20 protein-coding genes and 2 tRNA genes are annotated in these 24,835 nt (G+C 68.1%); 15 read left to right on the top strand and 7 right to left on the bottom strand.

Translation table 11 applies throughout. The features are described from left to right. Positions 1–91: 91 nt before the first annotated feature. Positions 92–667, bottom strand: coding sequence for a peptidoglycan L,D-endopeptidase MepK (mepK, locus tag E2L08_RS03155; RefSeq protein ID WP_133395608.1), 576 nt, complete (start codon positions 665–667; stop codon positions 92–94). 324 nt (positions 668–991) lie between these two features. On the opposite strand from mepK, the gene E2L08_RS03150 reads away from it, so the two are divergent. The 4 genes from E2L08_RS03150 to E2L08_RS03135 are packed head-to-tail and all read left to right on the top strand — an operon-like array spanning position 992 to position 5,222. Next, positions 992–2,590 (top strand): L,D-transpeptidase family protein, encoded by a 1,599-nt coding sequence (locus tag E2L08_RS03150; protein ID WP_133395607.1) that lies wholly within the window; start codon positions 992–994, stop codon positions 2,588–2,590. Between the two features lie 30 nt (positions 2,591–2,620). Further along, the gene (lpxD, locus tag E2L08_RS03145) at positions 2,621–3,721 is read left to right on the top strand and encodes a UDP-3-O-(3-hydroxymyristoyl)glucosamine N-acyltransferase (RefSeq protein WP_133395606.1); all 1,101 of its coding nucleotides are present in this window, start codon (positions 2,621–2,623) and stop codon (positions 3,719–3,721) included. Between the two features lie 29 nt (positions 3,722–3,750). Next, positions 3,751–4,017 carry an acyl carrier protein gene (locus tag E2L08_RS03140; protein WP_133395605.1) on the top strand — a complete coding sequence of 89 codons (267 nt, stop codon included), beginning with the start codon at positions 3,751–3,753 and terminating at the stop codon, positions 4,015–4,017. Beyond that, positions 4,014–5,222: a beta-ketoacyl-[acyl-carrier-protein] synthase family protein gene (locus E2L08_RS03135; protein WP_133395604.1), complete on the top strand. Its 1,209-nt coding sequence runs from the start codon at positions 4,014–4,016 to the stop codon at positions 5,220–5,222. Before E2L08_RS03140 ends, E2L08_RS03135 begins: the two co-directional genes overlap by 4 nt. Positions 5,223–5,234: 12 nt before the next feature. On the opposite strand, the gene E2L08_RS03130 is transcribed toward E2L08_RS03135, so the two are convergent. Then, positions 5,235–5,894 carry an invasion associated locus B family protein gene (locus E2L08_RS03130; protein ID WP_133395603.1) on the bottom strand — a complete coding sequence of 220 codons (660 nt, stop codon included), beginning with the start codon at positions 5,892–5,894 and terminating at the stop codon, positions 5,235–5,237. Positions 5,895–6,237: 343 nt separating this feature from the next. Here E2L08_RS03130 and E2L08_RS03125 point away from each other — a divergent pair, with 343 nt between their 5' ends. Then, positions 6,238–7,764, top strand: coding sequence for a helicase HerA-like domain-containing protein (locus E2L08_RS03125; RefSeq protein WP_133395602.1), 1,527 nt, complete (start codon positions 6,238–6,240; stop codon positions 7,762–7,764). Between the two features lie 13 nt (positions 7,765–7,777). On the opposite strand, the gene E2L08_RS03120 is transcribed toward E2L08_RS03125, so the two are convergent. Continuing rightward, positions 7,778–10,252, bottom strand: coding sequence for a penicillin acylase family protein (locus E2L08_RS03120; protein WP_133395601.1), 2,475 nt, complete (start codon positions 10,250–10,252; stop codon positions 7,778–7,780). Positions 10,253–10,351: 99 nt separating this feature from the next. On the opposite strand from E2L08_RS03120, the gene E2L08_RS03115 reads away from it, so the two are divergent. The 6 genes from E2L08_RS03115 to E2L08_RS03090 all read left to right on the top strand — a co-directional run bounded on the left by E2L08_RS03115 (position 10,352) and on the right by E2L08_RS03090 (position 16,386). Further along, entirely contained in the window at positions 10,352–11,227 is an 876-nt protein-coding gene (locus E2L08_RS03115; RefSeq protein ID WP_133395600.1) for an NAD(P)-dependent oxidoreductase, read from the top strand. A gap of 72 nt (positions 11,228–11,299) precedes the next feature. Continuing rightward, positions 11,300–12,676, top strand: coding sequence for a Trk system potassium transporter TrkA (gene trkA, locus E2L08_RS03110; protein WP_133395599.1), 1,377 nt, complete (start codon positions 11,300–11,302; stop codon positions 12,674–12,676). Beyond that, entirely contained in the window at positions 12,676–14,184 is a 1,509-nt protein-coding gene (locus E2L08_RS03105) for a potassium transporter TrkG (protein WP_133395598.1), read from the top strand. Before trkA ends, E2L08_RS03105 begins: the two co-directional genes overlap by 1 nt. A 113-nt stretch (positions 14,185–14,297) precedes the next feature. Next, positions 14,298–14,537, top strand: a complete 240-nt coding sequence (hfq, locus tag E2L08_RS03100; protein WP_133395597.1) for an RNA chaperone Hfq — start codon at positions 14,298–14,300, stop codon at positions 14,535–14,537. Positions 14,538–14,592: 55 nt separating this feature from the next. Further along, a complete protein-coding gene (hflX, locus tag E2L08_RS03095; RefSeq protein WP_133395596.1) occupies positions 14,593–15,846 on the top strand; it encodes a GTPase HflX in 1,254 nt (417 codons plus the stop codon). Positions 15,847–15,948: 102 nt separating this feature from the next. Beyond that, positions 15,949–16,386 (top strand): PaaI family thioesterase, encoded by a 438-nt coding sequence (locus tag E2L08_RS03090; RefSeq protein ID WP_133395595.1) that lies wholly within the window; start codon positions 15,949–15,951, stop codon positions 16,384–16,386. Here the strand turns inward: E2L08_RS03090 and rocF are convergent. From rocF to E2L08_RS03070, 4 genes are read right to left on the bottom strand one after another with little or no spacing between them, the layout of a single operon-like run. Continuing rightward, entirely contained in the window at positions 16,383–17,294 is a 912-nt protein-coding gene (gene rocF, locus E2L08_RS03085) for an arginase (RefSeq protein ID WP_133395594.1), read from the bottom strand. The two genes, E2L08_RS03090 and rocF, sit on opposite strands and share 4 nt — an antisense overlap. Then, positions 17,291–17,758, bottom strand: a complete 468-nt coding sequence (locus E2L08_RS03080) for a disulfide bond formation protein B (protein WP_133395593.1) — start codon at positions 17,756–17,758, stop codon at positions 17,291–17,293. Before E2L08_RS03080 ends, rocF begins: the two co-directional genes overlap by 4 nt. Beyond that, positions 17,755–18,333, bottom strand: coding sequence for a YqaA family protein (locus E2L08_RS03075; protein ID WP_133395592.1), 579 nt, complete (start codon positions 18,331–18,333; stop codon positions 17,755–17,757). Before E2L08_RS03075 ends, E2L08_RS03080 begins: the two co-directional genes overlap by 4 nt. A gap of 31 nt (positions 18,334–18,364) precedes the next feature. After that, positions 18,365–18,814 carry an NUDIX hydrolase gene (locus tag E2L08_RS03070; RefSeq protein WP_133395591.1) on the bottom strand — a complete coding sequence of 150 codons (450 nt, stop codon included), beginning with the start codon at positions 18,812–18,814 and terminating at the stop codon, positions 18,365–18,367. Positions 18,815–18,913: 99 nt separating this feature from the next. On the opposite strand from E2L08_RS03070, the gene E2L08_RS03065 reads away from it, so the two are divergent. From E2L08_RS03065 to E2L08_RS03040, 4 genes are all read left to right on the top strand, one after another. Next, positions 18,914–18,999 (top strand) — tRNA-Leu (locus tag E2L08_RS03065). A 21-nt stretch (positions 19,000–19,020) separates the two neighbouring features. Further along, positions 19,021–19,105: transfer RNA gene (locus E2L08_RS03060), tRNA-Leu, on the top strand. Between the two features lie 569 nt (positions 19,106–19,674). Beyond that, positions 19,675–23,907, top strand: a complete 4,233-nt coding sequence (locus tag E2L08_RS03045; RefSeq protein WP_276321514.1) for a Hint domain-containing protein — start codon at positions 19,675–19,677, stop codon at positions 23,905–23,907. 133 nt (positions 23,908–24,040) lie between these two features. After that, entirely contained in the window at positions 24,041–24,673 is a 633-nt protein-coding gene (locus E2L08_RS03040) for a Hint domain-containing protein (RefSeq protein WP_133395590.1), read from the top strand. The last annotated feature ends 162 nt before the right edge of the window (positions 24,674–24,835 follow it).

Here is a 24,835-nt window from a genome sequence, read left to right as displayed (position 1 = left end):
CGCCGCCGGGCGACGGCGGCGCGGACACGAAAAGGCCCGCGACGCCGGATGCGTCGCGGGCCTTTTGTCTACGGGGTCGGGAGCGTGCGGATCAACGGCCCCAGGACCGGACCGGGCCGCAATCCATATGGACGAAGTTCGAGCTGGAATACCGGCCGACACCGCCGCCCGCGCAGGCCGCCGCCGCGCGATACATCTGGTTGACCGAACGCGAAGAGAGCCTGAGATCGGCGGCCTCGCCCACGAGATGGCGCGAGTTCTTGGCCACGCCCGACGAACGGCTGCGCAGCATGGCGTTCGTCTCGGGCGAGCGATAGCCGGAAATCAGCATGTAGGGTTCGGTCGTGTCGAGCAGGTTGTGCGAGGCCGACATTATGTCGATCGTGCGCGTGTCGATGCCGCGGACCTTGTTGTTGCGCCAGTCGCGCATGAAGAAATTGATCTCGTCGATGGCATCTTTGATGTAATTGCCTTCGATCCAGTAGATCGTGTCGATCTTTTCGCCGGTCCGGCCCGAATACATCTTGATGCGGCGGATATCGCCGGCACCGCGCAGGATGCCGAAAGCATTGGAATATGTCGGAGCGGCGGCGACCGTGGTTGCCGCGAAGGCGCCAAGCAGAAGCCCGCGCCGGTTAAGGCCCGAAGACCGGTCGTTCTGTGCCATGGATGTCCTGTCCCGTTCTCTGTCTCACATACGATCCGCGTTGATCGCGGTTGTTCGCCCAGATCCCCTTTAGGCAGGGACTGTATGACACGGCCCCAAACGATCTGAAAAGGGGTCGCGCGGCGTCACGGGAAAAAGTTCCCATAAATCGGCAAAGAACCGCTTAACAAGCGGACACGAAATCGCGACGATCCGAGAGAATTTTCCGTTGCGTCAAAGACACAAACCGGATGACGCTGAACAGGCCGGCGTGGTCGAGGCCTGTACTCCATCCCGTTCGTGCGCCTTATCTTTTCGCGCCCACGCATCCCCACGAGGTCCCGCATGACGCCCGCCCTGATCCGCCGCTCGATCCTCGTTCCGCTGATCGCGGGGCTCTGCGCGGGCACGCCGGCAATCTCGCAACAGATCACGCCTTTCGTACACTCGATGGCCGTGGCCGCCGCCAAGGACGAGGTGCTGGCCGCGTTCTATCGCGAATCGCGCTACCGTCCGATCTGGGTTGGCTCCGACCGGATGGCGCTGGAACGGCGTGCGGCGCTGTTGCACGCGCTGGACAAGGCCGAGATGCACGGGCTGCCGCGGCCCGATACCGATGCGGCGGCGCTCAGGGCGCTGATGGCGCGCGCCACCGATCCCGCGCAGCGTGCCGCGGTCGAGGTCGAACTGACGCGCGTCTTTCTCGACCTCGCGGCCGAGCTGTCGACCGGGATCCTGACGCCCTCGCGGGTCGTGCCCGACATCAAACGTGACATCCCGACCGTCGACCGGGTCAGGATGCTCGCCGATTTCGCTGCCGCCCCCCATCCGCGCGCCTTCGTCGAAACGCTGCCGCCGTCCTCGCAGGAATATACCCGCCTCGTGCGCGAAAAGCTCAAGCTCGAACGGATCATGGCGACCGGCGGCTGGGGCGCCGACATTCCCGATGCAGGGCTGCGGCAGGGGGCGTCGGGCCCCGCCGTCGTGGCGCTGCGCGACCGGCTCATCGCGATGGGCTACCTGCGCCGCTCGGCCACGCAGGTCTTCGACGCGGCGATGACGGCGGCCGTCACCGCGTTCCAGGCCGATTTCGGACTGGCCGAGGATGGCATCGTCGGAGGCCGGACCCTGGCCGAGATGAACCGCCCGCCCCGCGACCGTCTGGGGCAGATCCTCGTCTCGATGGAGCGGGAACGGTGGTTGAACCGCGATCTCGGGCAGAAACACATCTGGGTCAACCTGACCGATTTCCGCACACGGATCGTCATCGACGGCGAGACCTTTTTCGAGACCAAATCCGTCATCGGCTCGAACGCGAACGGGCGCCGCACTCCCGAGTTCTCGGACGAGATGGATCACATGGTCATCAACCCGAGCTGGTACGTCCCCCGCTCGATCGTGGTGAACGAATATCTGCCGGCCCTGCGCAGCAACCCCTATGCGCACGGGCACATGCAGCTCATCGACAGCCGCGGACGGGTCGTGCCCCGCGGGCGCAGCCTTGCGGGCTACTCGGCCCGCAGCTTTCCCTATTCGATGAAACAGCCGCCGAGCCCGCGCAACGCGCTCGGGCTCGTCAAGTTCATGTTTCCCAACAAGTACAACATATACCTCCACGATACCCCGTCGAAATCCCTGTTCGACCGGACGGTGCGGGCGTTCTCGCATGGCTGCATCCGGCTCAACGACCCGTTCGAGTTCGGCTATGCGCTGCTGTCGCTGCAGACCGACGACCCCGAGGGCGAGTTCCAGCGTCACCTGCGCACCGGGCGGGAATCGCGCGTCAATCTCGCCAAGCCGCTGCCCGTGCACATCGTCTATCGCACGGCGCTGACCAAGCCGGGCGGCGGGATGGAGTATCGCGACGACATCTATGGCCGCGACGCCCGCATCCTCGAGGCGCTGCTCGAGGCCGGGGTGGCTCTTCCCGCGCCGCAAAGCTAGGGTTCCGCCCGCACCGAAGCGGGAGGAACCATGGCCTCGACAACCTATACGCTCGACGAAATCGCGACCGCGCTCGGCGCCCGTCTCGAGGGGCGGGGCGACCTGCGCCTTTCCGGCGCGGCCGAGCCTGGCGATGCCGGACCCGACGACCTCGCTCTTGCGATGCAGCCCGCCTATGCCGAGGCCCTGCCCAAGGGCCACGCCCGCGCCGCTATCCTGTGGGAAGGCGCGGATTGGCGCGCACTCGGGCTCGAGGGGGCGCTTTTCGTCCAGCGCCCGCGCCTCGCCATGGCCCATCTGACCGCCATGCTCGATCCGGGCCCCGAGATCGCGCCCGGCATCCACCCTTCGGCCGTCATCGACCCCGAGGCGCAGATCGGCGTGGGCGCCGCCATCGGGCCGCTCGTCGTCATCGGCCGGGGCGCCCGGATCGGATCGGGCGCGCGCATCGCCGCCCATGCCAGCATCGCCGAGGATGCCGTGATCGGCCACGATGCCCTGATCCTTCAGGGTGTGCGGATCGGCGCGGGCGTCATGATCGGCGCACGCTTCATCGCGCAGCCGGGTGCCGTGATCGGGGCCGACGGCCTGTCCTTCGTCACGCCCGAAGCCTCGGGGGTGGAGCGTGCCCGCGCAAGCCTCGGGGACCAGGGCGAGATCCGGGCGCAAAGCTGGACGCGCATCCATTCGCTGGGCGGGGTCGAGATCGGCGACGATGTCGAGATCGGCGCCAATTCCTGCGTCGATCGCGGCACGATCCGGTCGACCCGGATCGGGTCGGGCTGCAAGATCGACAACTTGTGCCACATCGCCCACAACGTCGTCCTCGGTCGCGACTGCCTGATGGCGGCCCTGTCGGGCATCGCCGGATCGACCGTCCTGGGCGACCGGGTGGTCTGCGGCGGCGCCACCGGGATCGCCGACAACCTGCTTGTCGGGGATGACGTGATATTCGGCGGCGGCAGCCGGGTGCTGTCGAACGTGCCCGCGGGCCGCGTCATGCTGGGCTACCCGGCCGTCCAGATGCAGACCCATATCGACATGTACAAGGCCCTGCGCCGCCTGCCGCGGATGCTGAAGCGGCTGAAAGGGGCGCAGAATGAGGTTCCAAAAGACCGCCCGAATGACTAGATCGGCCGGCAGGGACCCAGAGGTTGAGAATGGCTGAACACGTCAGGGACAAGGTGATCCACATCCTCGCCGAGCAGGCCGTGCTCGAACCCGGCGACGTATCGCTCGACCAGACGCTCGAGGATCTCGGCATCGACTCCCTCGGGCTGGTGGAGTCGATCTTCGCCATCGAGGAAGAGTTCGACATTTCCATCCCCTTCAACGCCAACGCCCCCTCGGAAAGCGAGTTCGACATATCCTCGATCGCCGCCATCGTGGGCGCGGTCGAGGGGCTGATCGCCGCGCAACGCTCGTGAGGCGGGTGGTCATCACCGGCGCGGGGACGATCAACGCCCTCGGCGCGGACGTGCCCGAAACGCTCGCCGCCATGCGCGAGGGGCGATGCGGGATCGGGCCGCTCGAGATGCGCGACGTCGACCGGCTTGCCGTGCGGATCGGCGCCCAGGTCAGGGATTACGACGAGACCGCGCATTTCAATCGCCAGCAGATCGCGCTTTACGACCGGTTCACGCAGTTCGCGCTGCTGGCGGCCGGGCAGGCGACGCGCGAATCCGGCATCGTCTTTACCGACGAGCTGTCGATGCGCGCGGGCGTCGTCATGGGCACCTCGGCCGGCGGGCTGAGGACGCAGGACGAGAATTACCGCGCCGTCTACGAAGAGGGAAAGAACCGCGTTCACCCCTTTGTCGTGCCCAAACTGATGAACAACGCGGCGGCGAGCCACGTCTCGATGCAGCTCAATCTCAGGGGGCCGTCCTTTACGGTGGCGACGGCCTGCGCCTCGTCCAATCACGCGATGGGGCTGGCCTTTCAGATGATCCGGCACGGGATGGCCGATGTCATGCTGACCGGCGGATCCGAGTCGATGCTCTGTTTCGGCGGGGTAAAGGCGTGGGAGGGGCTGCGCGTCATGTCCAAGGATGCCTGCCGCCCGTTCTCGGCCACCCGCAACGGCATGGTCCAGGGCGAGGGGGCGGGCATGTTCGTCTTCGAGGATCGCGACCGCGCGCTGGCTCGCGGCGCGCCGATCCTCGCCGAGGTCGCGGGATTCGCCATGACGTCGGACGCGTCGGATATCGTGATGCCAAACAAGCAGGGTGCCGCGCGCGCCATTGCCGGGGCGTTGCAGGATGCGGGCATCGACCGCGACCGGGTGGGCTATATCAACGCGCATGGCACCGGGACGGCGGCCAACGACAAGACGGAATGCGCGGCCGTGGCGGACGTGTTCGGCCATCATGCCAACGACCTGATGATCTCGTCGACCAAGTCGATGCATGGCCACCTGATCGGCGGCACCGGCGCGGTGGAATTGCTGGCCTGCATCATGGCGCTGCGCGACGGGATCGTGGCGCCCACCATCGGCTACGAGGAACACGACCCCGAATGCGCGCTCGACGTGGTGCCGAACGTGGCGCGGGAGGCCCGCGTCGAGGTCGCGCTGTCCAATGCCTTCGCGTTCGGCGGCCTGAACGCGGTGCTCGCGCTCAGGGCCGCCTGATCGCCGCGCCGCTCAGCGCGCGGCGGCGTTGGCTTCGGCCACGGCGTCGTAACCGGCGGTGAACCCCGACAGCGAGATATCGAGCGCGATCGGCTGGTCGGGCGCCCCGGCGGGATAGATCGTCATCGTCGCGGCGGCACCGGCCTTGAAGGCCCGCACCTCGGCCTCGGTAAAGCCGATCCGCGAAAAGCAGCCCTGGGGCGCGCAGAACTCGAAGGGGTAACGCTTGGCCGCGCCGCTATCGACGGCCAGCGTGATCTGGCGCGGCAGCAGCGTCTCGAGCGGGGTGATGATCGTCGAGCCGGCGGCGGCGTCGCGGCCGGGCGGCAAGGCAAAGATGCTGATCTCGGCCACCGGGTTGTCGTCGCCGTCGCGCAAAAGCTGGTAGAGCTGGCAGGGATCGTTGCCGGATTCGGTGCGCACGCAGCGCTGTTCCCAATCGCCATGGGTGGTGGCGACATAGCTCGTGCCCGGCTCGGTGCCGGTGCCGATCTCTTCGCCCATGGCGAGATCGTTGACCGGGGGCACGGCCGGGCCGGTTCCGGCCTCCTGCTCCGAAGTCTCGGCGCCGGCATCGCCGCCGTCGCCCGCAGCCGGCGCATCCTGCGCGAAACCGGGTGCGGCAAGCGCCAGAAGCGCCGCGAGTGACATCGAGCTCCACAGTTTGGTCATGTCGCCATCCATCCCTGATATTCGATTTGGCCGAAGGTTTCCCGCCCGTCTATCAGGTCGCGCCCCCCGTTTCCAAGGGCCGAACGCATCGCCCTTGGTGAAACCGGCGCGCAGGGGCCGAACAGCGAAAGGCCCCGCCGGGGCGGGGCCTTTCATGGTGGTGTATCTCCCTGCCGGACTGGCCGGCTTCTTGATTGACGGTGACGCTATGGGCTGCGATCCCATCCGTCAACAGCCATTTTTCCCGGCCCCGGCAAGGCGTTCGGCCCCGCGGGGGCGGGTTTACCCTGCGGCAGCACAACCGCTAAAGTCGGGACCGGGGCGCGCAGGACGGGGCAGGGACATGGGCGACGATATCTTTGTCGGCGGGGGCGGGCCGGATCGCGGCACCCCGCAATATCTCAGGCTGGACTACGCCAACCGCCACGGTCTCGTCGCCGGGGCCACGGGGACCGGCAAGACGGTCACGCTCCAGATCCTCGCCGAAGGGTTCTCGACGCGCGGGGTGCCGGTGTTCCTCGCCGATGTGAAGGGCGACCTGTCCGGGCTTGCCCGACCGGGACGCGCGGATTTCAAGCTGCATGACGCCTTTGCCGCGCGCGCCGCGACCATCGGGCTGAACGATTACGCCTATTCGGCCTTTCCGGTCACGTTCTGGGATCTCTTCGGGCGGAACGGGCATCCGGTGCGGACCACCGTGGCCGAGATGGGGCCGCTCTTGCTGTCGCGGCTCCTCGATCTCAGCGAAAGCCAGGAAGGGGTGCTGAATGTCGCGTTCCGCATCGCCGACGAACAGGGGATGCCGCTGCTCGATCTCAAGGATCTTCAGGCGCTGCTGGTCTGGACGGGCGAGAACCGCGACGCGCTGCAACTGCGTTACGGCAATGTCGCCGCGTCGTCGGTCGGGGCCATCCAGCGCCGCCTGCTGGTGATCGAGAACGAAGGCATGGCCGAGATCTTCGGCGAGCCGGCGCTCGAGCTGTCGGACCTGATCCGCACCGATCCCGACGGGCGGGGGCGGATCAACGTGCTGGATGCGGCCAGCCTGATGACCTCGCCCCGGCTTTACGCCACCTTCCTGTTGTGGCTTTTGTCCGAGCTTTTCGAGACCCTGCCCGAGATCGGCGATACCGACCGCCCGCGGCTGGTGTTCTTTTTCGACGAGGCGCATCTGCTGTTCGACGACGCGCCCAAGGCGCTGGTCGACAAGGTCGAGCAGGTCGCGCGGCTGATCCGCTCCAAGGGCGTGGGCGTCTATTTCGTCACGCAAAACCCCGACGATCTGCCCGAGGACGTGCTGGGCCAGCTCGGCAACCGGGTGCAGCATGCGCTGCGCGCATTCACCGCGCGCGACCGCAAGGCATTGATGCGCGCGGCCGAGACCTATCGCGACAACCCCCGCTTTGCCACCGACGAGGCGATCCTCGAGGTCGGTGTGGGCGAGGCGGTGACGTCTTTCCTGGGCGAAAAGGGGGTGCCCGGCATGGTCGAGCGCACGCTGATCCGCCCGCCATCCTCGCAGCTCGGCCCGATCACCGAGGCCGAGCGGCGCGCGGCGATCGCGACCTCGCCCGTCGCCGGGAAATACGAGGCCCTCCATGATCGCGAAAGCGCCTTCGAGATGCTGCGCGCACGAACCGAGGATGCCGCGCGCGCGGCGGCCGCCGTCGAAAACCCCGCCCCCGAGGATCGCGCCTATCGCGCCGGGCGCCGCTATGGCGGCCCGATCACGGGCGGCGATCAGGCCCGGCCCTCGGTCGCCGGCGGGATCGGCGCGGCGATGACCAAGGCGCTGATTTCCGAGTTGCAGGGCACCACGGGGCGGCGGCTGGTGCGAGGCGTGCTGGGCAGCCTCTTCAAGGGGCGCTGAGCGCGCCTTTCGCTCACTCCGCCCGGCCTGCCGGGATCAGCTCGGTCACGCCCACGGCGGCGGCGCGCGCAAGATCGGGGTCGAGCGTCATGGGGATGTATTCGCCCCGCCGCCACAGATCCCCCAGGTCGTCGTAATGACGGCTCAGCGGATGGCCCGACTGGCCGGTCGAGGTGATGAAGACCGACGAATCGGGATCCGCGAAATCGTAGATGCCGCGATATCCCGCGCCGTGGACGCTGGTGAAGGGGTTGGTGCCGGTGCCGCGCGACAGGCCGCGGCTCAGCGTGTTGTCGCCGCCCGAGGTCGATTGACGGATATTGGCGAACCACCCGATCCCTCCGATCCCGCCCAGCGTCTCATGCGCGTGAAGCGCCTCGTGCGCATCCCCCCAGCGCAGCGATTCCAGCGCCGTGCCATAGCGCTCGTCGATCCAGATCAGCGCATCATCGAGCGCCAGTCGCGCCATGTCGGTGCAGGTCTCGACCCGCGCCGATTGCACCACGTCGCACCACCCGGCCGCGCCGTCGATGTTGCGGAACACCCGCTCGACGAAGAGCGGCTCGAGATGGGTGAACTCGGCCGCGAGCGGCCCGAGATCGTCGGCGATCAGCCGGGTCTGCAGTGCCCGCATCCAGGCGGCATAGATCAGCGGCTCGGGGAGATGCTCGTTCATCTCGCCGTTCCATCCCGCGAGCAGGGCAAGCGCCCGCTGGCGCAGCCTCTCGGGCGTGCCTTCGGGCGCGGCCTCACCGGTGAACCACAGATCGGCGCCTACCAGCGGCAGCAACGAGCGCGCGGTGGGGCTGACGGTGTCGAGCTGCGCCTCCATGAAGCTTTCGCGGGTATGGACCTCGCGGTTCTGCATCAGGCGCCGCCACCGCTGGATGCGCTGCGTGTCGCCCCAGTGATACGAGACATGCAGGGGAAAAGGCCGATCCACGACCTTGTTGTTGGTATTGCCGACGATGCCGCCGGCGGGGTCGGCAAAGACGGGGTTCGCGTCATAGGGCAGGATGCCGTCCCAACGGTTTTCCGCGATCCAGCCGGGCGTGGGCAGGCGGCCCTTGCTGGCATGTCCGTCGCGGCGGCGGGGCAGGGCGCCGATGGTCTTCATCGCGATGCGCTCGGCGTCGATGACGGCGAGGTTCAGCCCCGGCGCCACGAACCCCTCGGCCGCGGCAAGGGCCGCATCGACATCGCCGGCGCGCATGAGTTCGAGCCCCGCCGTCATCGACCCGTCCTCGGGCGAGAGCGCCGTCCAGGACAGCGACACGACATGACCGGGCGGCGTGATCTCGGACAGGTCGAACTGCCGGCGCGGCAGGATCGGCCCGTTCTCGGACCAGCGCAGCGTCAGCGTGACCGGATCGGCATCCCTGATCTTGAGGATCGAGGGGCGACTGCGCATCGGCTTGAACCCCTCGGGGGTCAGCAGCTCGTTGCGATTGTCGGGATTGACCTTTTCGATGTGCAGGTCCTGGTCGTCGGCATAAGAGGCGGTGATGCCCCAGCCCAGCCGTTCGGACCGGCCGAGCAGCACCAGCGGCATTCCGGGAACCGTAGCCCCGATCACCCCGCCCGACGACAGCTCGAGCCGGGCGAGATACCACAGCGTCGGCGCGGTAAAGGCGAGGTGCGGATCGTTGGCGAGAAGCGTCCCGCCGCTGGCCGAGCGCGTGGGCCCCGCCGCCCAGACGTTCGACGCGCCGCCGAGCCCCCGTTCGGCCACCGGCCAGAGATCTGGCGTGGCCGCGGCCAGCCGCGTGGCGCCCTGGCCCGCGCCGGGGACCAGCGCGGCATAGTCGGGCAGCGCCGCAACCCCCTGTCCGGGCGCGTCGGGCAGGATGTCGCGCAGCCGCTCGGGATCGTCGAGCGCGAGCGAAACGCGCGCGCGCAGGACCTCCTCGCCGAGATGGGTGCCGAGGTTGAGCGCGAGCAGCTTTATCATGGCGAGGCTGTCGGCCGGGCTCCACGGCGCGATCTGCGGCTCGAACATCCAGAATTCGGGCGCACCGCGGCCGCGGGCGCCGGTATTGACCTCGGACACCCAGGCGTTGACGCCCGCGGCATAGGCCTCGAGCGCGGTCATGGTCTCGTCGCTTTGCGCGCCCAGCGATTGCCGGGCGAGGTTGTAGATATCGAGCCGGCGCATCAGCTCGTCGGTGGCGGCGGTCCGCGCACCGAAGATCTCGGACAGGCGGCCCTGCGCCGTGCGCCGCATCAGCGTCATCTGCCACAGACGATCCTGCGCATGGGCGAACCCGAGGCCGAAAAACACGTCGGCATCGGTCTCGCCGAAGATATGGGGCACGTTGGAATTGTCGCGCACGATCTCGAGCGGCGCGTCGAGCCCCGCAACCTCGAGCCGGGCGTCGTAATCGGGCAGGCTGCGCGCCATGAACCAGTAAAGCGCCGCCGAGGCCAGCCCGGCGAGCAGGGCGAGCGTCACGAAGATGCGAAAGAGCCAGCGGATCGCTGCGGCCATGGATGCGTCCCGTTCCCGAACGTGCGGCCCGCGCAGGTTGACCCCCCGGCGGCCCGGCGTAGTCTCGCGCCTTAGACAATTTGACCGCAGAGGTGAAGCATGGCGAAGATCGCGTTTCTGGGATTGGGCGTGATGGGTTATCCCATGGCCGGGCATCTGGCCGCGGCCGGCCATGAGGTGACGGTCTACAACCGCACCGCCGGCAAGGCCGAGGCCTGGGCGCGCGATCACCGGGGCGCCACCGCGCCCACCCCGCGCGAGGCCGCGCAGGGGGCCGAGTTCGTCTTCGCCTGCGTGGGCAACGACGACGATCTGCGCGCCATCTGCCGCGGCGATGCGGGGGCGCTCGCCGGCATGTCCGAAGGCGCGGTTTTCGTCGATCACACCACCGTCTCGGCCCGCGTCACGCGCGAGCTGTCGGCCGAGGCGGAGGCGGCCGGGCTGTCCTTCGTCGACGCGCCGATCTCGGGCGGGCAGGCCGGTGCCGAGGCGGGAAAGCTGTCGATCATGTGCGGCGGCGAGCAGGCGGCCTTCGACCGGGCGTTGCCGGTGATGGAGAGCTACGCGCGCATCGTGCGCCGCATCGGCGAAAGCGGCGCGGGACAGACGACCAAGATGTGCAACCAGATCGCCATCGCCGGGCTCCTGCAGGGCCTGTCCGAGGCGCTTGCCTTTGCCGAGGCCGCCGGGCTCGACGTCGAGTCCGTGGTCGAGGTCATCAGCCAGGGCGCGGCGGGTTCGTGGCAGATGGAGAACCGGGCCGCGACGATGCGGGCACGCGAGTTCGATCATGGCTTCGCGGTGGACTGGATGCGCAAGGACCTCGCGATCTGTCTCATGACCGGCGACGAGATCGGTGCGGCGCTTCCGGTGACGGCGCTGGTCGACCAATTCTACAAGGACGTGCAGGCCATGGGCGGCGGGCGCTGGGACACCTCGGCGCTGATCGCGCGACTGCCCGGCCGCGGCGGCTAGGGCGCGGCCCTTGCCGCGGCGCGGCCGTCGTGACAAAGCGGGCGGGATCGCGGCCATGGCGGAACGGACGGCATGAAGATCATCATCTGCGGCGCGGGACAGGTCGGCTGGCAGATCGCCCGTCACCTGTCGGGCGAACGCAACGACGTGACGGTGGTCGACAACAACGCCGATCTCGTGCGCCAGGCCACCGAGGTGCTGGACGTGCAGGGCATCGTCGGCCATGCCAGCTATCCCGACATCCTCGACCGCGCGGGCGCGCGGGATGTCGACATGATCATCGCGGCGACCCATTCCGACGAGGTCAACATGGTCACCTGCCAGGTGGCCCATTCGGTCTTTGCCGTGCCGCGCAAGATCGCGCGACTGCGCGCGCAGAGCTATCTCGACGCGATCTATTCCGACCTCTACCGGCGCGATCACATGCCCATCGACGTGGTCATCAGCCCCGAGCGCGAGGTGGCCGAAGCCGCTCTGCGCCGGCTCAGCGTGCCGGCCGCCTTCGACACGCACCCGTTCCTCGACGGCATGGTGCAGCTTCTGGGCATCGTGCTCGACGACGATTGCCCGGTGCTCAACACGCCGCTGCGCCAGTTGACGGACCTGTTCTCGACCCTGCGCGCGATTGTCGTGGGCGTGCGCCGCAAGGGCCAGCTTTTCGCGCCCGAACCGGGCGACCAGCTTTTCGCGGGCGACCAGATCTATATCGTCTCGCATCGCGACGACATGGATCGCGCGCTCGACATCTTCGGCAAGCCGAACCCCCGGCAGGAACGGGTGGTGATCGTCGGCGGGGGCAATGTCGGGCTGGCCGTGGCGAAAAAGCTCGAGACCTCGGCGCGGCGCATCCGCTCCAAGATGATCGAGCGCGACCGCCGCGCGGCCGAACGCGCCGCCGATGCGCTGGAGCGCACGATCGTTCTGAACGGCGACGGGCTGAGCCACGAGTTGCTCAACGAGGCGGGCATCACCAAGGCCGATGCCGTCCTCTGCGTCACCGATGACGACAAGACCAACATCCTGTCGGCCGTGCGCGCCAAGCAGGCCGGGTGCCGCATGTCGATCTGCCTCGTGAACGACCCGTCGCTGCAATCGCTGATGCAGCCGCTGGGCATCGACGCCTACATCAACCCGCGCGCCACCACCGTCAGCTCGATCCTGCAACATATTCGTCACGGCCGCGTCCGCGGGGTCTATTCGCTGGGCGACGCCGAGGCCGAGGTGATCGAGGCGCAGGTGCTCTCGACCTCGCCCATCGCGGGACAGCTCGTGCGCGAGATCGACTTTCCCGAGGGCGCGCTGGTCGGTGCCGTCGCCAAGGGCGACCGCATCATCCGCCCCACCGGCGCCACCCGTATCGAAGAGGGCGATGTGATCGTCATCTTCGCGCTGGCCGACGACGTGCCCGCGGTCGAGAGGCTGTTCCAGGTCTCGATAGACTTTTTCTGATGGTGGCCCGGCTCAAGTCCCTGCCTTTCCTGCTGCTTCTCCAGGGGATCGGCGCGGTCGCGATGTTCGTGCCGGCGATCTATGCCTTCCAGGTGCGCAGCCTGCATGTCTCGCGCAGCTTCTTCTATTCGGGGCTCGTGTTCTCGATGCTGTTCCTGCTGCTGGCCGTCGCGGTTTCTGGCCGGGGCGGGGACAGGCGGGCGCGCGGCCAGCTTCTGGGGCTCTTGGGGGCGCTGACGCTGCTGCCGGTGATGCTGGCGGTGCCGTTCCACGAATCCGTCCCCGGCGCGTCCTTTTTCGCCTGCTGGTTCGAGATGGTCTCCTCCATCACCACGACGGGGGCGAGCCTGTTCTCGGAGCCCGGCCGCCTGCCTTCGGCGCTGCATCTGTGGCGCGCGATGGTGGGCTGGATGGGGGGGCTTTTGTTCTGGGTCTCGGCGCTGGCGATCCTCGCGCCGCTGAACCTCGGCGGGTTCGAGGTCGTCTCGACCGACATGACCGCCGCCGGCCGCGCGGCGCTGCGCGAACGACGTGCGGGCGATGCGGGGATGCGCCTGCGGCGCTATGGCGCAAGGCTGGCGCCGGTCTATGCCGGGCTGACGCTGGCGCTCTGGGCGATCCTCGTGATGACGGGGCTCGCCCCGCTCGAGGGCGCGATCATCGCCATGTCGACCCTGTCGACCTCGGGCATCGCGCCGGGCGGCTGGCAAAGCCCCGGCGTCCTGCCCGAGATCGCGATCTTCGTCTTTCTCTTTTTCGCCGTGTCGCGCCTGACCTTCCGCAACGATTTCATCACGCGCGAACGCGGTTACCTGTTGCGCGATCCCGAGATCCGGCTGGCTCTGGTGCTGGTGCTGGCCATCCCCGGCTTCCTGTTCCTGCGCCACTGGCTCGGCGCCATCGAGACCAACGAGCAGGAAAACCTCGGCCGGGCGCTGGCCGCGTTCTGGGGCGCGATGTTCACCACGCTGTCCTTCCTCACCACGACCGGGTTCGAGGGCTCGACCTTCGAACAGGCCCGGTTCTGGTCGGGGCTGCCGACGCCGGGGCTGGTGCTGATGGGGCTGTCGATCATCGGCGGGGGCGTGGCGACCACCGCCGGCGGGGTGAAGCTTCTGCGGATCTACGCGCTCTACAAGCACGGCACGCGCGAGATGGGGCGGCTGGTGCATCCGAGCTCGGTGGGCGGCGCGGGATCGTCGGGCCGGCGCCTGCGGCGCGAAGGCGCCTTCGTCGCGTGGATCTTCTTCATGCTCTTCGCCATGACCATCGGCGCGATCTGGGCGGCGCTGGCGCTTACGGGGCTGCGCTTTACCGAAGCCGCGGTCATCACCGTCGCGGCCCTGTCAACGAACGGCCCGCTCGCCGCCGTCGGCGGACAGAACGCCATCGCCTGGCGCGAGCTGAACACCGCCGCGCAGGTCATCGTCGCGGCGACCATGGTGCTCGGCCGGCTCGAGCTTCTGGCGATCATCGCCCTGTTCAACCGCGATGTGTGGCGCGGCTGACACGGGCGGGGGCCTTTTGCGCTTTTCAACACTGTGACCCGACGGCATACTCGGGGACCAAACCGCTCCGGAATCGGGGCCAAGAAGAACACCGGGACAGGGACGCATCGCCGATGGCCGCCGAAAAGCAGAACCTTCAGGAAACGTTTCTCAACCACGTCCGCAAGAACAAGACCTCGGTGACGATCTTCCTCATCAACGGCGTGAAATTGCAGGGCGTCATCACCTGGTTCGACAATTTTTGCGTCCTGCTGCGCCGCGACGGGCAGAGCCAGCTTGTCTTCAAGGGCGCGATCTCGACCATCATGCCCTCGCAGCCGATCCAGCTCTACGACGGGGACGACGTGTCCTGATCCTCCGGCCCGCGCCCCCGATGAACCGCTCTGCCGTCTTACGCGTTGTGCCCGCATGATGCGTGCATGGGTCCTGCACCCCGATATCCAGACCGACCGCGACCGCCGCGCGGCCCAGCCCGCGCTGGACGAGGCGCTGGCGCTCGCGGCCGCGCTGCCCGACCTGTCGGTCGAGGGCGGCGAGATCGTGCGCCTGCCGCGCGCCCATCCCGGCCATCTCTTCGGCACCGGCAAGCTCGAGGAACTCAAGACCCGCCTCGCCGCGGACGAGATCGGGTTGGTCCTGATCGACGGTCCGGTCAGCCCGGTGCAGCAGCGCAATCTCGAAAAGGCATGGGGGGTCAAGGTGCTGGACCGCACCGGCCTGATCCTCGAGATCTTTTCGGACCGCGCCCGCACGCGCGAGGGCGTCTTGCAGGTCGAGATGGCGGCCCTGGCCTATCAGCGCACGCGGCTGGTGCGGGCCTGGACCCATCTCGAACGCCAGCGCGGCGGGCTCGGATTCGTGGGCGGGCCCGGCGAGACCCAGATCGAGGCCGACCGCCGCGCCATCGACGAACAGCTCGTCCGCCTGCGCCGCCAGCTCGACAAGGTGGTGCGCACCCGCGAACTCCACCGCGCCGCGCGTGCCCGCGTGCCGTTCCCCATCGTGGCGCTGGTGGGCTATACCAACGCGGGCAAATCGACGCTGTTCAACCGCGTGACGGGGGCGAGCGTCATGGCCGAGGACATGCTTTTCGCCACGCTCGACCCGACCATGCGCGCGGTCGACCTGCCCACGGGGCGGCGGGTGATCCTGTCGGACACGGTGGGCTTCGTGTCGAACCTGCCCACCCAGCTCGTCGCGGCCTTCCGCGCCACGCTCGAAGAGGTGCTGGCCGCCGACCTGATCCTGCATGTCCGCAACGTGGCCCATCCCGGCACCGAGGAGCAGGCTGCCGATGTCGAGGCGATCCTGGCCGATCTCGGCGTGCGCGAGGACGTGCCGATGATAGAGGTCTGGAACAAGGCCGACCTTCTGCCGCCCGAACGCGCGGCCGCCCTCGCGGCGCTGGCCGACCGGCACGACACCGTGGCGCTCGTCTCGGCGCTCGACGGCGAGGGGGTCGAGGCGCTCCTGGGGATGGTGGCCGACGCGCTCGACGCGCCGCGCTCGCGCCGGACGCTCGATCTGCCCTTCGACGCGGGCCGACGCCGCGCATGGCTCTACGAGCAGGGGATCGTCGAGGACGAGACGCCGCGCGAGGACGCCATCGCGATCACCGTCAACTGGACGGCGCGGCAGGCCCGCGCGTTCCACGATCTTTGAGCGGGCATGGGTATTTGAAAAAGAGAAGACGGGCAGGGCGCGCCCATGTCTCTTCTCTTTCTCAAATACCCATGGCGCGCCGGTCAGCAAAGGAAAAGCGGAATGGATGACGGGCTGAAGATGGATGCGGGCGGGCTCGAGGCGTTCCTGCGGGCCGAGTTTCCGCAGGTGGCCGAGGATTTCGGGATCGAGCGTCTCGACGCGGCGGGCATCTCGGTCCGGCTCAAGGTTCGGCCGGCGCATCTGCGGCCGGGCGGCACCGTTTCGGGTCCTGCGATGTTCGCGCTGGCCGATCTGTCGGTCTATTTCGCGATCCTGTCGCGGCTCGGCCCCGTGGCATTGGCTGTGACGACGAATTGCAGCATGGATTTCATGCGCAAGCCCGAGGCGGGCGCCGACCTGATCGGCGAGGCGCGGCTGCTCAAGCTGGGGCGGAGCCTGGCGGTGGGCGACGTCCTGATCCACTCCGAAGGGAAGGACGCGCCGGTCGCGCGTGCCTCGATGACCTATTCGCTGCCGCCCGCGCGTGCGGGCGCCTAGCCGCGGGCGCGGGTCGGCCGGTCGAAGATCTTTCGCCCCATCAGCGACTCGGTCAGGTTGACCATCAGACGCGCCGAGCGGCCGCGTTCGTCCAGCGCGGGGTTCAGCTCGACCAGGTCGAGCGAGGTGACGAGCCCCGCCTCGCAAAGCATCTCCATCACCAGGTGCGCCTCGCGGAAGGTCGCGCCTCCGGGCACGGTTGTGACGACCGCGGGCGCGATGGACGGGTCGAGGAAGTCGATGTCGAACGAGACATGCAGATCGCCCCCGGCCGCGCGCACGCGGTCGAGAAAGGCGGGCAGGGGGGCCGCGATGCCATGTTCGTCGATCGCGCGCATGTCGTGCAGCACCGCCTCGGTCCCGGCCAGGCGGTCGCGTTCCGACGGATCGACCGAGCGCAGCCCGATCATGCAGATATTCTCGTGCGCGACGCGCGCGGGCAGATCGGGGAAGCCGTCGAAATCGGGCTGGCCGGTCGCGTAGGCCACGGGGCAGCCATGCAGGTTGCCCGACTCCGTCGTCGCCAGCGTGTGATAATCGCTATGCGCGTCGAGCCAGAGCAGGAACAGCGGCCGACCGCGGTCGCTTGCGCGGGCCGCCATGGCCGCCACGCTGCCGCAGGACAGCGCGTGATCGCCCCCCATGAAGATCGGCATGTCGGGCAGGGCGCGGCCCGTGGCGATCAGCGTCTCGGTCCAGGCCGCGACCTCGCCCGCGCGGTAGAGATGCGCGCCCGGCACCTCGCGCGCCGGGCCGGGGGCGAGGTTGCCGATATCGCGCACCTCGTGCCCCAGCGCCGTCAGCGCCTCGGCCAGCCCCGCCACGCGGAACGAATCCGGCCCCATCAGGCATCCCGGCCGCCGCTTGCCGCAATCGAGCGGCACGCCCACAAGCGTCACGCGGGTCATGCGCGCAGCCCCCGGCGGGCGGCGGCGACCCATATCGCGGCGAGGCCCAGCGACAGCACCGCGTTCCACGAGGCCATCGACAGCCCGGCAAAGGCCCAGGCCACCTCGTCGCACATCACCACCTTGTCGAGCGTGTCGGTCGACAGAAGGTCCGCTCCGCCCATCCCCGCTAGCGATCCGCCCCCCGCGCAGGAGGCCGGCCCGTCCCACCAGGCGCGCTCGACCCCGGTGTGAAACAGGCCGAGCCCGGCAGTGACGAGCGCGGCCAGCGCGCCCAACACCGCCACGATCCGCCGGGGCCAGGCGAATGCCACCACCGCCAGCGCCACCGCTGCCGCATGGGGCCAGCGTTGCCACAGGCACATCTGGCAGGGCGCATAGCCCATCGCCTGAAAGCCGAAGGCCCCGGCCAGAAGCGCGGCCGAGCCGAGCCCCGCCAGCGTGGTCAACATGCGTCGGGTCATAGGTACCTCACGAGAAGGAAGCCGCCGATGAGCAGGATGCAGAACAGGGTGAAGACGAGGTTCAGCCGCCGCTCGATGAACTCGCGGATCGGCGCGCCGAAGACGCGCAACAGCCCCGCGACGAGAAAGAAGCGCAGCCCCCGCGCGATGACCGAGGCGACGATGAAGACGGGCAGCGACAGCGCGGTGGTGCCCGACAGGATGGTGATGACCTTGAACGGGAAGGGCGTGATCCCCGCGACCAGCACCGCCCAGGCGCCGTATGCGTTGTAGCGCGCCGCGAAGAGGTCGAAATTGCCGTCCTTGCCGTAGAACTCGAGAACCGGGCGGCCGATCTGCTCGAAGGCGAAGGCCCCGATGGCATAGCCGGCGAGCCCGCCCAGCACCGAGGCGATCGTCGCGACCGCCGCCACGATCCAGGCGCGGCGCGGGCGGGCGATGATCATGGGGATCATCAGCACGTCGGGCGGGATCGGAAAGACCGAGCTTTCGACGAAGGCGACGATGGCGAGTGCCCAAAGCGCATGAGGATGCGCGGCAAGGCCGATGGTCCAGTCATAGAGCGCGCGTATCATGGCGGTCTCCGACCACGCGGCGGCGGGGCGGTCAAGGGTGCGCGTGACCGGCGGGTGCATGGCGGGGGTCGCGCAAGGCCAGGCGTGCAAGCTCGGCCACGCGGGCGCTGAGCGGCAGGCGGCCCGCCGCGATATCGCCGAGCGGCACCCATGCGGCCCTGAGCGCGTCGTCGCCCGCGCGGGGCTCGCCGCTTTCGTGGGCGCAGAGCACGGCGGCCAGCAGATAGTGCCAGAGCAGGGCGCCGGAGGCATCGCGGCGGATCACGTCGATATTGGTCAGGTAGCGCAGCGGGCGCGCGATCACGCCGGTTTCCTCGGAGAGCTCGCGCGCGGCGGCGGCCAGCGCGGTTTCGCCCGGCTCCACATGGCCGCCGGGAAAACCCCAGAGCCCGGCATCGGGCGGATTGCGCCGCTGGACGAGACAAACCGCATCGCCCCTGGGAACGACGGCCAGCGCACCGAGACGGGGGATCGTATCCATCCGCGCAACGTGGCGTCGCCCGCGGGTCGGCGCAAGCGCCATGGGGCCTTTTCATGCCCGGCGGGTCTGGGTAAACGCCTCGACAGGTGGTTGCCCGATGCCCGCGTGGCGGAATGGTAGACGCAGCGGATTCAAAATCCGCCGGCCGAGAGGCCATGCCGGTTCGAGTCCGGCCGCGGGTACCACCTTTCCCTTCGGGGACGCGCGCGGGCGTGGCGGAATGGTAGACGCATGGCACTTAAAATGCCTTGGGCTAGGCCCGTGCGGGTTCGAGTCCCGCCGCCCGCACCACAGCCTTGACGCATCGGGCGCATCGGGGCCGTGGCGTCGCCATATTTATGGCGCGATTCTCCGGTTGCCTCCACATCGCTTGACGTTTGGGAACGATCCCCCCCTTCGTCCACGGATTGGCGCAGTTCGGGAAACACGTGCTTAACGACGAATAGATACATCCCAGGGTTGTATTGGATGCGATTGGCAACGGATTGGATGCCCTCGAGAAACGGCTGAACCGAAAACTGCACCATAAGTCTAGGTCGGTCTGCAATTCGGCCGAATGTGTTTCTGAATGGCGTACAATTCAGCCTGTTAGCGGCGACGATTATTTTCGGTCGGACGCATGTTCGTGTGCTGAACGATCCTAAACAGAGTAGATTGAAATCGTACTAACCTTGCCAAGCCGCGGGTTTCCGATTCGGAGCTCCGGTGACGGGACTTGGCGGTGGCCCTGGGGGGTCGCACACCGTCACTGATGCGTGGGCCGATGCCCATGGGTTCGTGGCGGAATAATTGGGCGAATATATTTTCTGTCGCCGCACCGGCTCGAAAGCGGGTGTGCCGACAGCATGGGAGGAAAGCGAATGACCTGGCGTTTCACGGAATGGTTCGAGACCAAGCTCGCCGAGGGCAAGCTGACCTCCGACGATGTCGTCAGCGGCACGAACGGCGCCGACCGGATCGACGCCGGGTATCGTGGCGATCCCGAGGGCGACCGCATCGACGCGGGCGATTTCATGCATTCCGACCGCGATATCGTCGACGCTCGGGGCGGGGACGACACCGTATCGGCCGGCCATGACGACGATATCGTTCTGGGCGGCGCGGGCGACGACCTGCTGTCGGGCGACAACGGAAACGACGTGATCTATGGCGACCGCGCCCTGCCAGGCGTCGCGACCGAAGGCACCTTCCGCTGGAGCGCGCTGGACGATCCCAACGGCCACGGCGATATCGACGATGGGGACGACCTGTCGAACCGCGTGGTCAGCCAGACCGTCGACGGTGTCGAAGTGCGCGTCGCGATCCCCGGATCGGGGGTCCGGTCGAGCTTCGAGGATGACGACATCTTTACCGGCGATACCGGGGTCGACGACGAAAGCTCGCTCAAATCGCTGCTCGATGCGCATGAAAGCGGCACCTACGAGTTCGGGTTCTCCGAGGCGGTCGAGAATGTCCGCTTCACCCTCTCCGATCTCGATGCGAACCTGAAAGGCGTGCAGGTAATCGCGGTCGGGCCGGACGGGAAACAGGTTCCGGTCGAGTTCGAGCTGGGCAAGAACCTCCAGGTCTCGGCCGATGGGACGATCAGCGAGTCGAAGCAGGTCGCCGACGACGATCCCGACAGCAAGTATGTCGGCGCCGAGATCTCGATCGCGGGTCCGGTGCAGGGCATCCGTATCATTCATTCGGCCGGATCGGATTCGGGCCGCTCGGGCATTCATATCTCGGACGTGAAGTTCACGACGACCGTCGCCGAGGGCGAGGGCGACGATACGCTGATCGGCGGCCATGGCGACGATACGCTTTACGGCGAGGGCGGCGACGATTCGCTGTCGGGCGGCGCGGGCGATGACGAGCTTTACGGCGACAATCCCCCCGAGGGCAGCCGCGAGCGGTTCGAATGGGACCGGCTGGACGAGACCGGCAAGGTCCAGGTGACGTTCACAAAGGACGAGAACGACAAGGATATCGAGACCTTCGTCTCGAACACCAAGATCGACACGCGCGGGATCGACAGCGACGGCGAGCCGGTCGATGACGACTCGAGCCTCAAATCCGATCTGAACGGCCACGGGAACGAGGCGACCTACGTTCTCGATTACTCCGAGGAAGTCACCGACGGCAGCTTCCGCATCACCGATATCGACGGCGACGGCATCGTCCGGGTCCGCGCCTATGACGACGAGGGCCGCCCGGTCGAGGTCACGCTGACCGATGCCGGCACGAAGATCACGCTCAAGGACGAGGACAGCGTCGCGGGGTCCGAGACGGCCGACAGCAAGGGGGGCTATGCCTCCGAGACGTCCAAGGATTACTCGGTGCTGGTCAACATCGCCGGGCCCTTCTCGCGCATCGAGATCACGCATGAGCAGGACGGTCACGCCAATTCCGGCATCCATATCTCGGATGTCTACTACACCGAAGCCACGACCGGGCCGGGCGGCGACGACACGCTGCATGGCGGCGACGGCGACGACCTGCTGGTCGGCGCGGGCGGGCGCGACGTGCTCGAAGGGGGGCACGGCGCCGATACCATCAAGGGCGGCGACGATGCCGACCTGATCGTCGGCGGAACCGATGGCGACCGGATCGACGGCGGATCGGGCGGACGCGTGGTCACGCGCCCTTCCGAGATCCAGCCGGGTGAATCGGCCGATTACGACATTCTCGACCTGACCGGCCAGGGCGCCTTTACCGTCGAGGATCTCGTCGTCGACGGCAACGGCAACGGCGCGAACGGAACGGTCGTGTTCCGCGATGCCTCGGGCCACGAAACGGGCCGCCTGACCTTTACCGAGATCGAGGAGCTTCGCGGCGACTCGCCCGTTCCGCCCCCGCTGGGCGGGAAAGAGCTCAACGGCATCGTCGAGGGCGATGACGAGGCCAACCTGATCGACGAGAACTACACCGGCGATCCCGAGGGCGACCTCATCGACCGGCCCGACCAGATCGTGAACGGCAGCCCCATCGGAACCAATGCCGATATCGTCAAGGCCGGTGGCGGCGACGATACGGTGTTCGGGCGCCTAGGCGGCGACACCATCTTTGGCGAGGACGGCAACGACTCGGTCGTGGGCGGATCCGGTGCCGATCTCATCGACGGCGGCGAGGGTGACGACGCGCTGTTCGGCGATGGCGGCCGCGATACGATCCTCGGGCAGGCGGGCGACGATACGCTCAGCGGCCAAGCCGGGGATGACAGCCTTTCCGGCGGCGCGGGCGACGACTCGCTCCATGGCGGGACAGGCGACGATACCCTCCTGGGGGGCGACGGCTCGGATACCGCGCTGGGCGGCGAGGGCGATGACCACATCGACACCTCGGGCACCGATCAGGCCTTCGACACCGATGTGCCGTTCATCTCGCCCGACCCCGAGGGTGCCGAGTCGCCCGACGTTCTCGGCGATCTCGACCCCAACCCCGACGACGACCGCGATTTCGTCGATGGCGGGGCCGGCAACGACACGATCTTTACCGGCGACGATGCCGACACGATCCTCGGCGGTGCCGGAAACGACCGGATCGAGGCCGGGATCGACGACGACTCGGTCGATGGCGGCGATGGCGACGACTACATCACCGATATCCAGGGGTCCGATACGATCCTTGGCGGCGACGGCAACGACACCATCATCGCGGGCATCGACACCCTGCCCGACGCCAAGGATCCCAACCCCGATGACGGGCGCGACCTCGTCGATGGCGGCAAGGGCAACGACCTGATCTATACCGGCGACGATGCGGACACGATCTTTGGCGGCGAGGGCAACGACACCATCCATGCCGGGATCGACGACGACAGCATCGAGGGCGGCGCGGGCGACGATTCGATCCATGCGGGCGCGGGCAACGATACCGTCTGGGCCGGCAAGGGCGATGATTGGGTCGATGGCGGCGAGGGCGACGACTTCATCAGCGGCGGGGACGGAAACGACACGCTGCTCGGCGGAGACGGCAACGATACGCTGATCGCCAACGGTGACAGCGATCTGCTCGAAGGCGGTGCCGGCAACGACTTCATGCGCGGCAATATCGGCGACGACACCATGTACGGCGGCGACGGCGACGACACCGCCGTCGGCGGGCTCGGCGACGACTATATCGACGGCGGCGCGGGCAACGACTCGATCAACGCGGCCGGCGGCAACGACACGGTCGACGGCGGCGCGGGCAACGACACGATCAACGGCGGCGACGAGCCGGGCGACGATCTGCTGCGCGGTGGCGACGATGCCGACACGTTCGAGCTGCTGCTGGGCAACGATACCGTCCTCGGCGGATCGGGCGGCAACGACTTCGACACGCTCGACCTGCGCGGGTCGGTCGCGCCGGGCGGCAGCTACAAGCTGGTCAATGTCCGGCCCGACAACGACAACACCGACGGCACGTCGCCCAACGGCGTGATCCCAGGCGAGGTCGTCTACAGCAACGGGATCGACGGCGAGGTTCTGTTCTTCGACGCCGACGGCAACCAGAACGGCAAGCTGGTCTTCGAGAATATCGAGAGGATCATTCCCTGCTTCACCCCCGGAACCCTGATCGCGACCCCCAGGGGCGAGCGCCCGGTCGAGGATCTGCGCGAAGGCGACCGGATCATCACCCGTGACAGCGGCATCCAGGAAGTGCGCTGGATCGGCGAAAAGCGGCTCGCCCGGCAGGATCTCGCCGCGCAGCCCGACCTGCGGCCGGTGCTGATCTCGAAAGGGGCGCTGGGCTTCGGGTTGCCCGAGCGCGACATGCTTGTCAGCCCCAATCACCGTATGCTGGTCAACAACGACAAGAGCGCGCTCTATTTCGAGGATCGCGAGGTCCTCGTGGCGGCCAAGCACCTGTGCCACATGCACGGGATCGCGCAGGTCTGTGCGCTGGGGGTGAGCTACATCCACTTCATGTTCGACCAGCACGAGGTCGTTCTGGCGGATGGCGCATGGTCCGAGAGCTTCCAGCCCGGCGACTATACCCTCAAGGGGATCGGCGAGGATCAGCGCGCCGAGATCCTGCGCCTCTTCCCCGAGTTCGAGGATTACGAGGGTATCGAGGCCTATCGCGCCGCCCGCCGGACGCTGAAAAAGCACGAGGCCAAGCTGCTCTAGGCCAAGACGGAGGGTGGGCCCGCCCGTCGACCCCCGACGATGCGACCCCGCGGGCCTCGAGGCCCGCGGGTTTCTCTTTGCCAAGGCCGCGGTTTCGCGCCATCTTCGGCCGGTCCGTTGTTGCCGAGGTACCATGTCAGCCCGAACCGCCCCCGCTTCGCGCCCCCGCGCGGCCTGCTTCACGCCCGGCACGCGGATCGCCACGCCCTGCGGCGAACGCGAGGTCGAGACCCTGCGAGAGGGCGACCGGATCATCACCCGCGATGCCGGGATCCAGGAGATCTGCTGGGTCGGGCAAAAGCGCCTGACCCATGCCGATCTCGTCGCCGCGCCCGAGCTGCGCCCGGTTCTGATCCGGCAGGGCGCCCTGGGCTACGGACTGCCCGAACGCGATACGCTGGTCAGCCCGAACCACCGGATGTTGATGACGATGGATACGAGGACGCGATATCTGCCGGAACGCGAGATGCTCGTGCCCGCGATCGAGCTGTGCGCCGGCCCCGGCGCGGCGCAGGTCGAGGCATTGGGGATGACCTATATCCACCTCATGTTCGACTGCCACCAGATGATCCTGTCGAACGGCACCTGGAGCGAGAGTTTCCAGCCCTCGGCCGACGGCATGGCGGCGTTGAACGGCTCGCAGCGCGACGAGATCACACGCCTCTTTCCGGGCCTTGCGGGCGCGGGCCCGCTACGCGACGGCGCGCGGTTCGCGGCGGCGCGCCCCGTGCTGACGCGCGGCCGGGAACACGACCGGGTGCATTGAGGCACGGCGGAGCGAGTCGGCCAAGACCGGGTGCGCGTTTCCCAGGGGCGGACAGTTTCGCCACGGTCAGCGATTGCCCGAATACAGGAAACCGTGCCGGCCGGTGGGATTTGTCGAGAATAGGCGCGGTTCTGGAAACGGTCCGCGCCCGCGCCCCCGCAC

Origin of the sequence: Palleronia sediminis (assembly GCF_004358695.1) — a bacterium.
In the GTDB taxonomy this organism is placed as follows: Bacteria; Pseudomonadota; Alphaproteobacteria; order Rhodobacterales; family Rhodobacteraceae; genus Palleronia; species Palleronia sediminis.
Note: the sequence above shows the minus strand (reverse complement) of the source record. Positions and strands in the feature narration are given on the sequence as shown.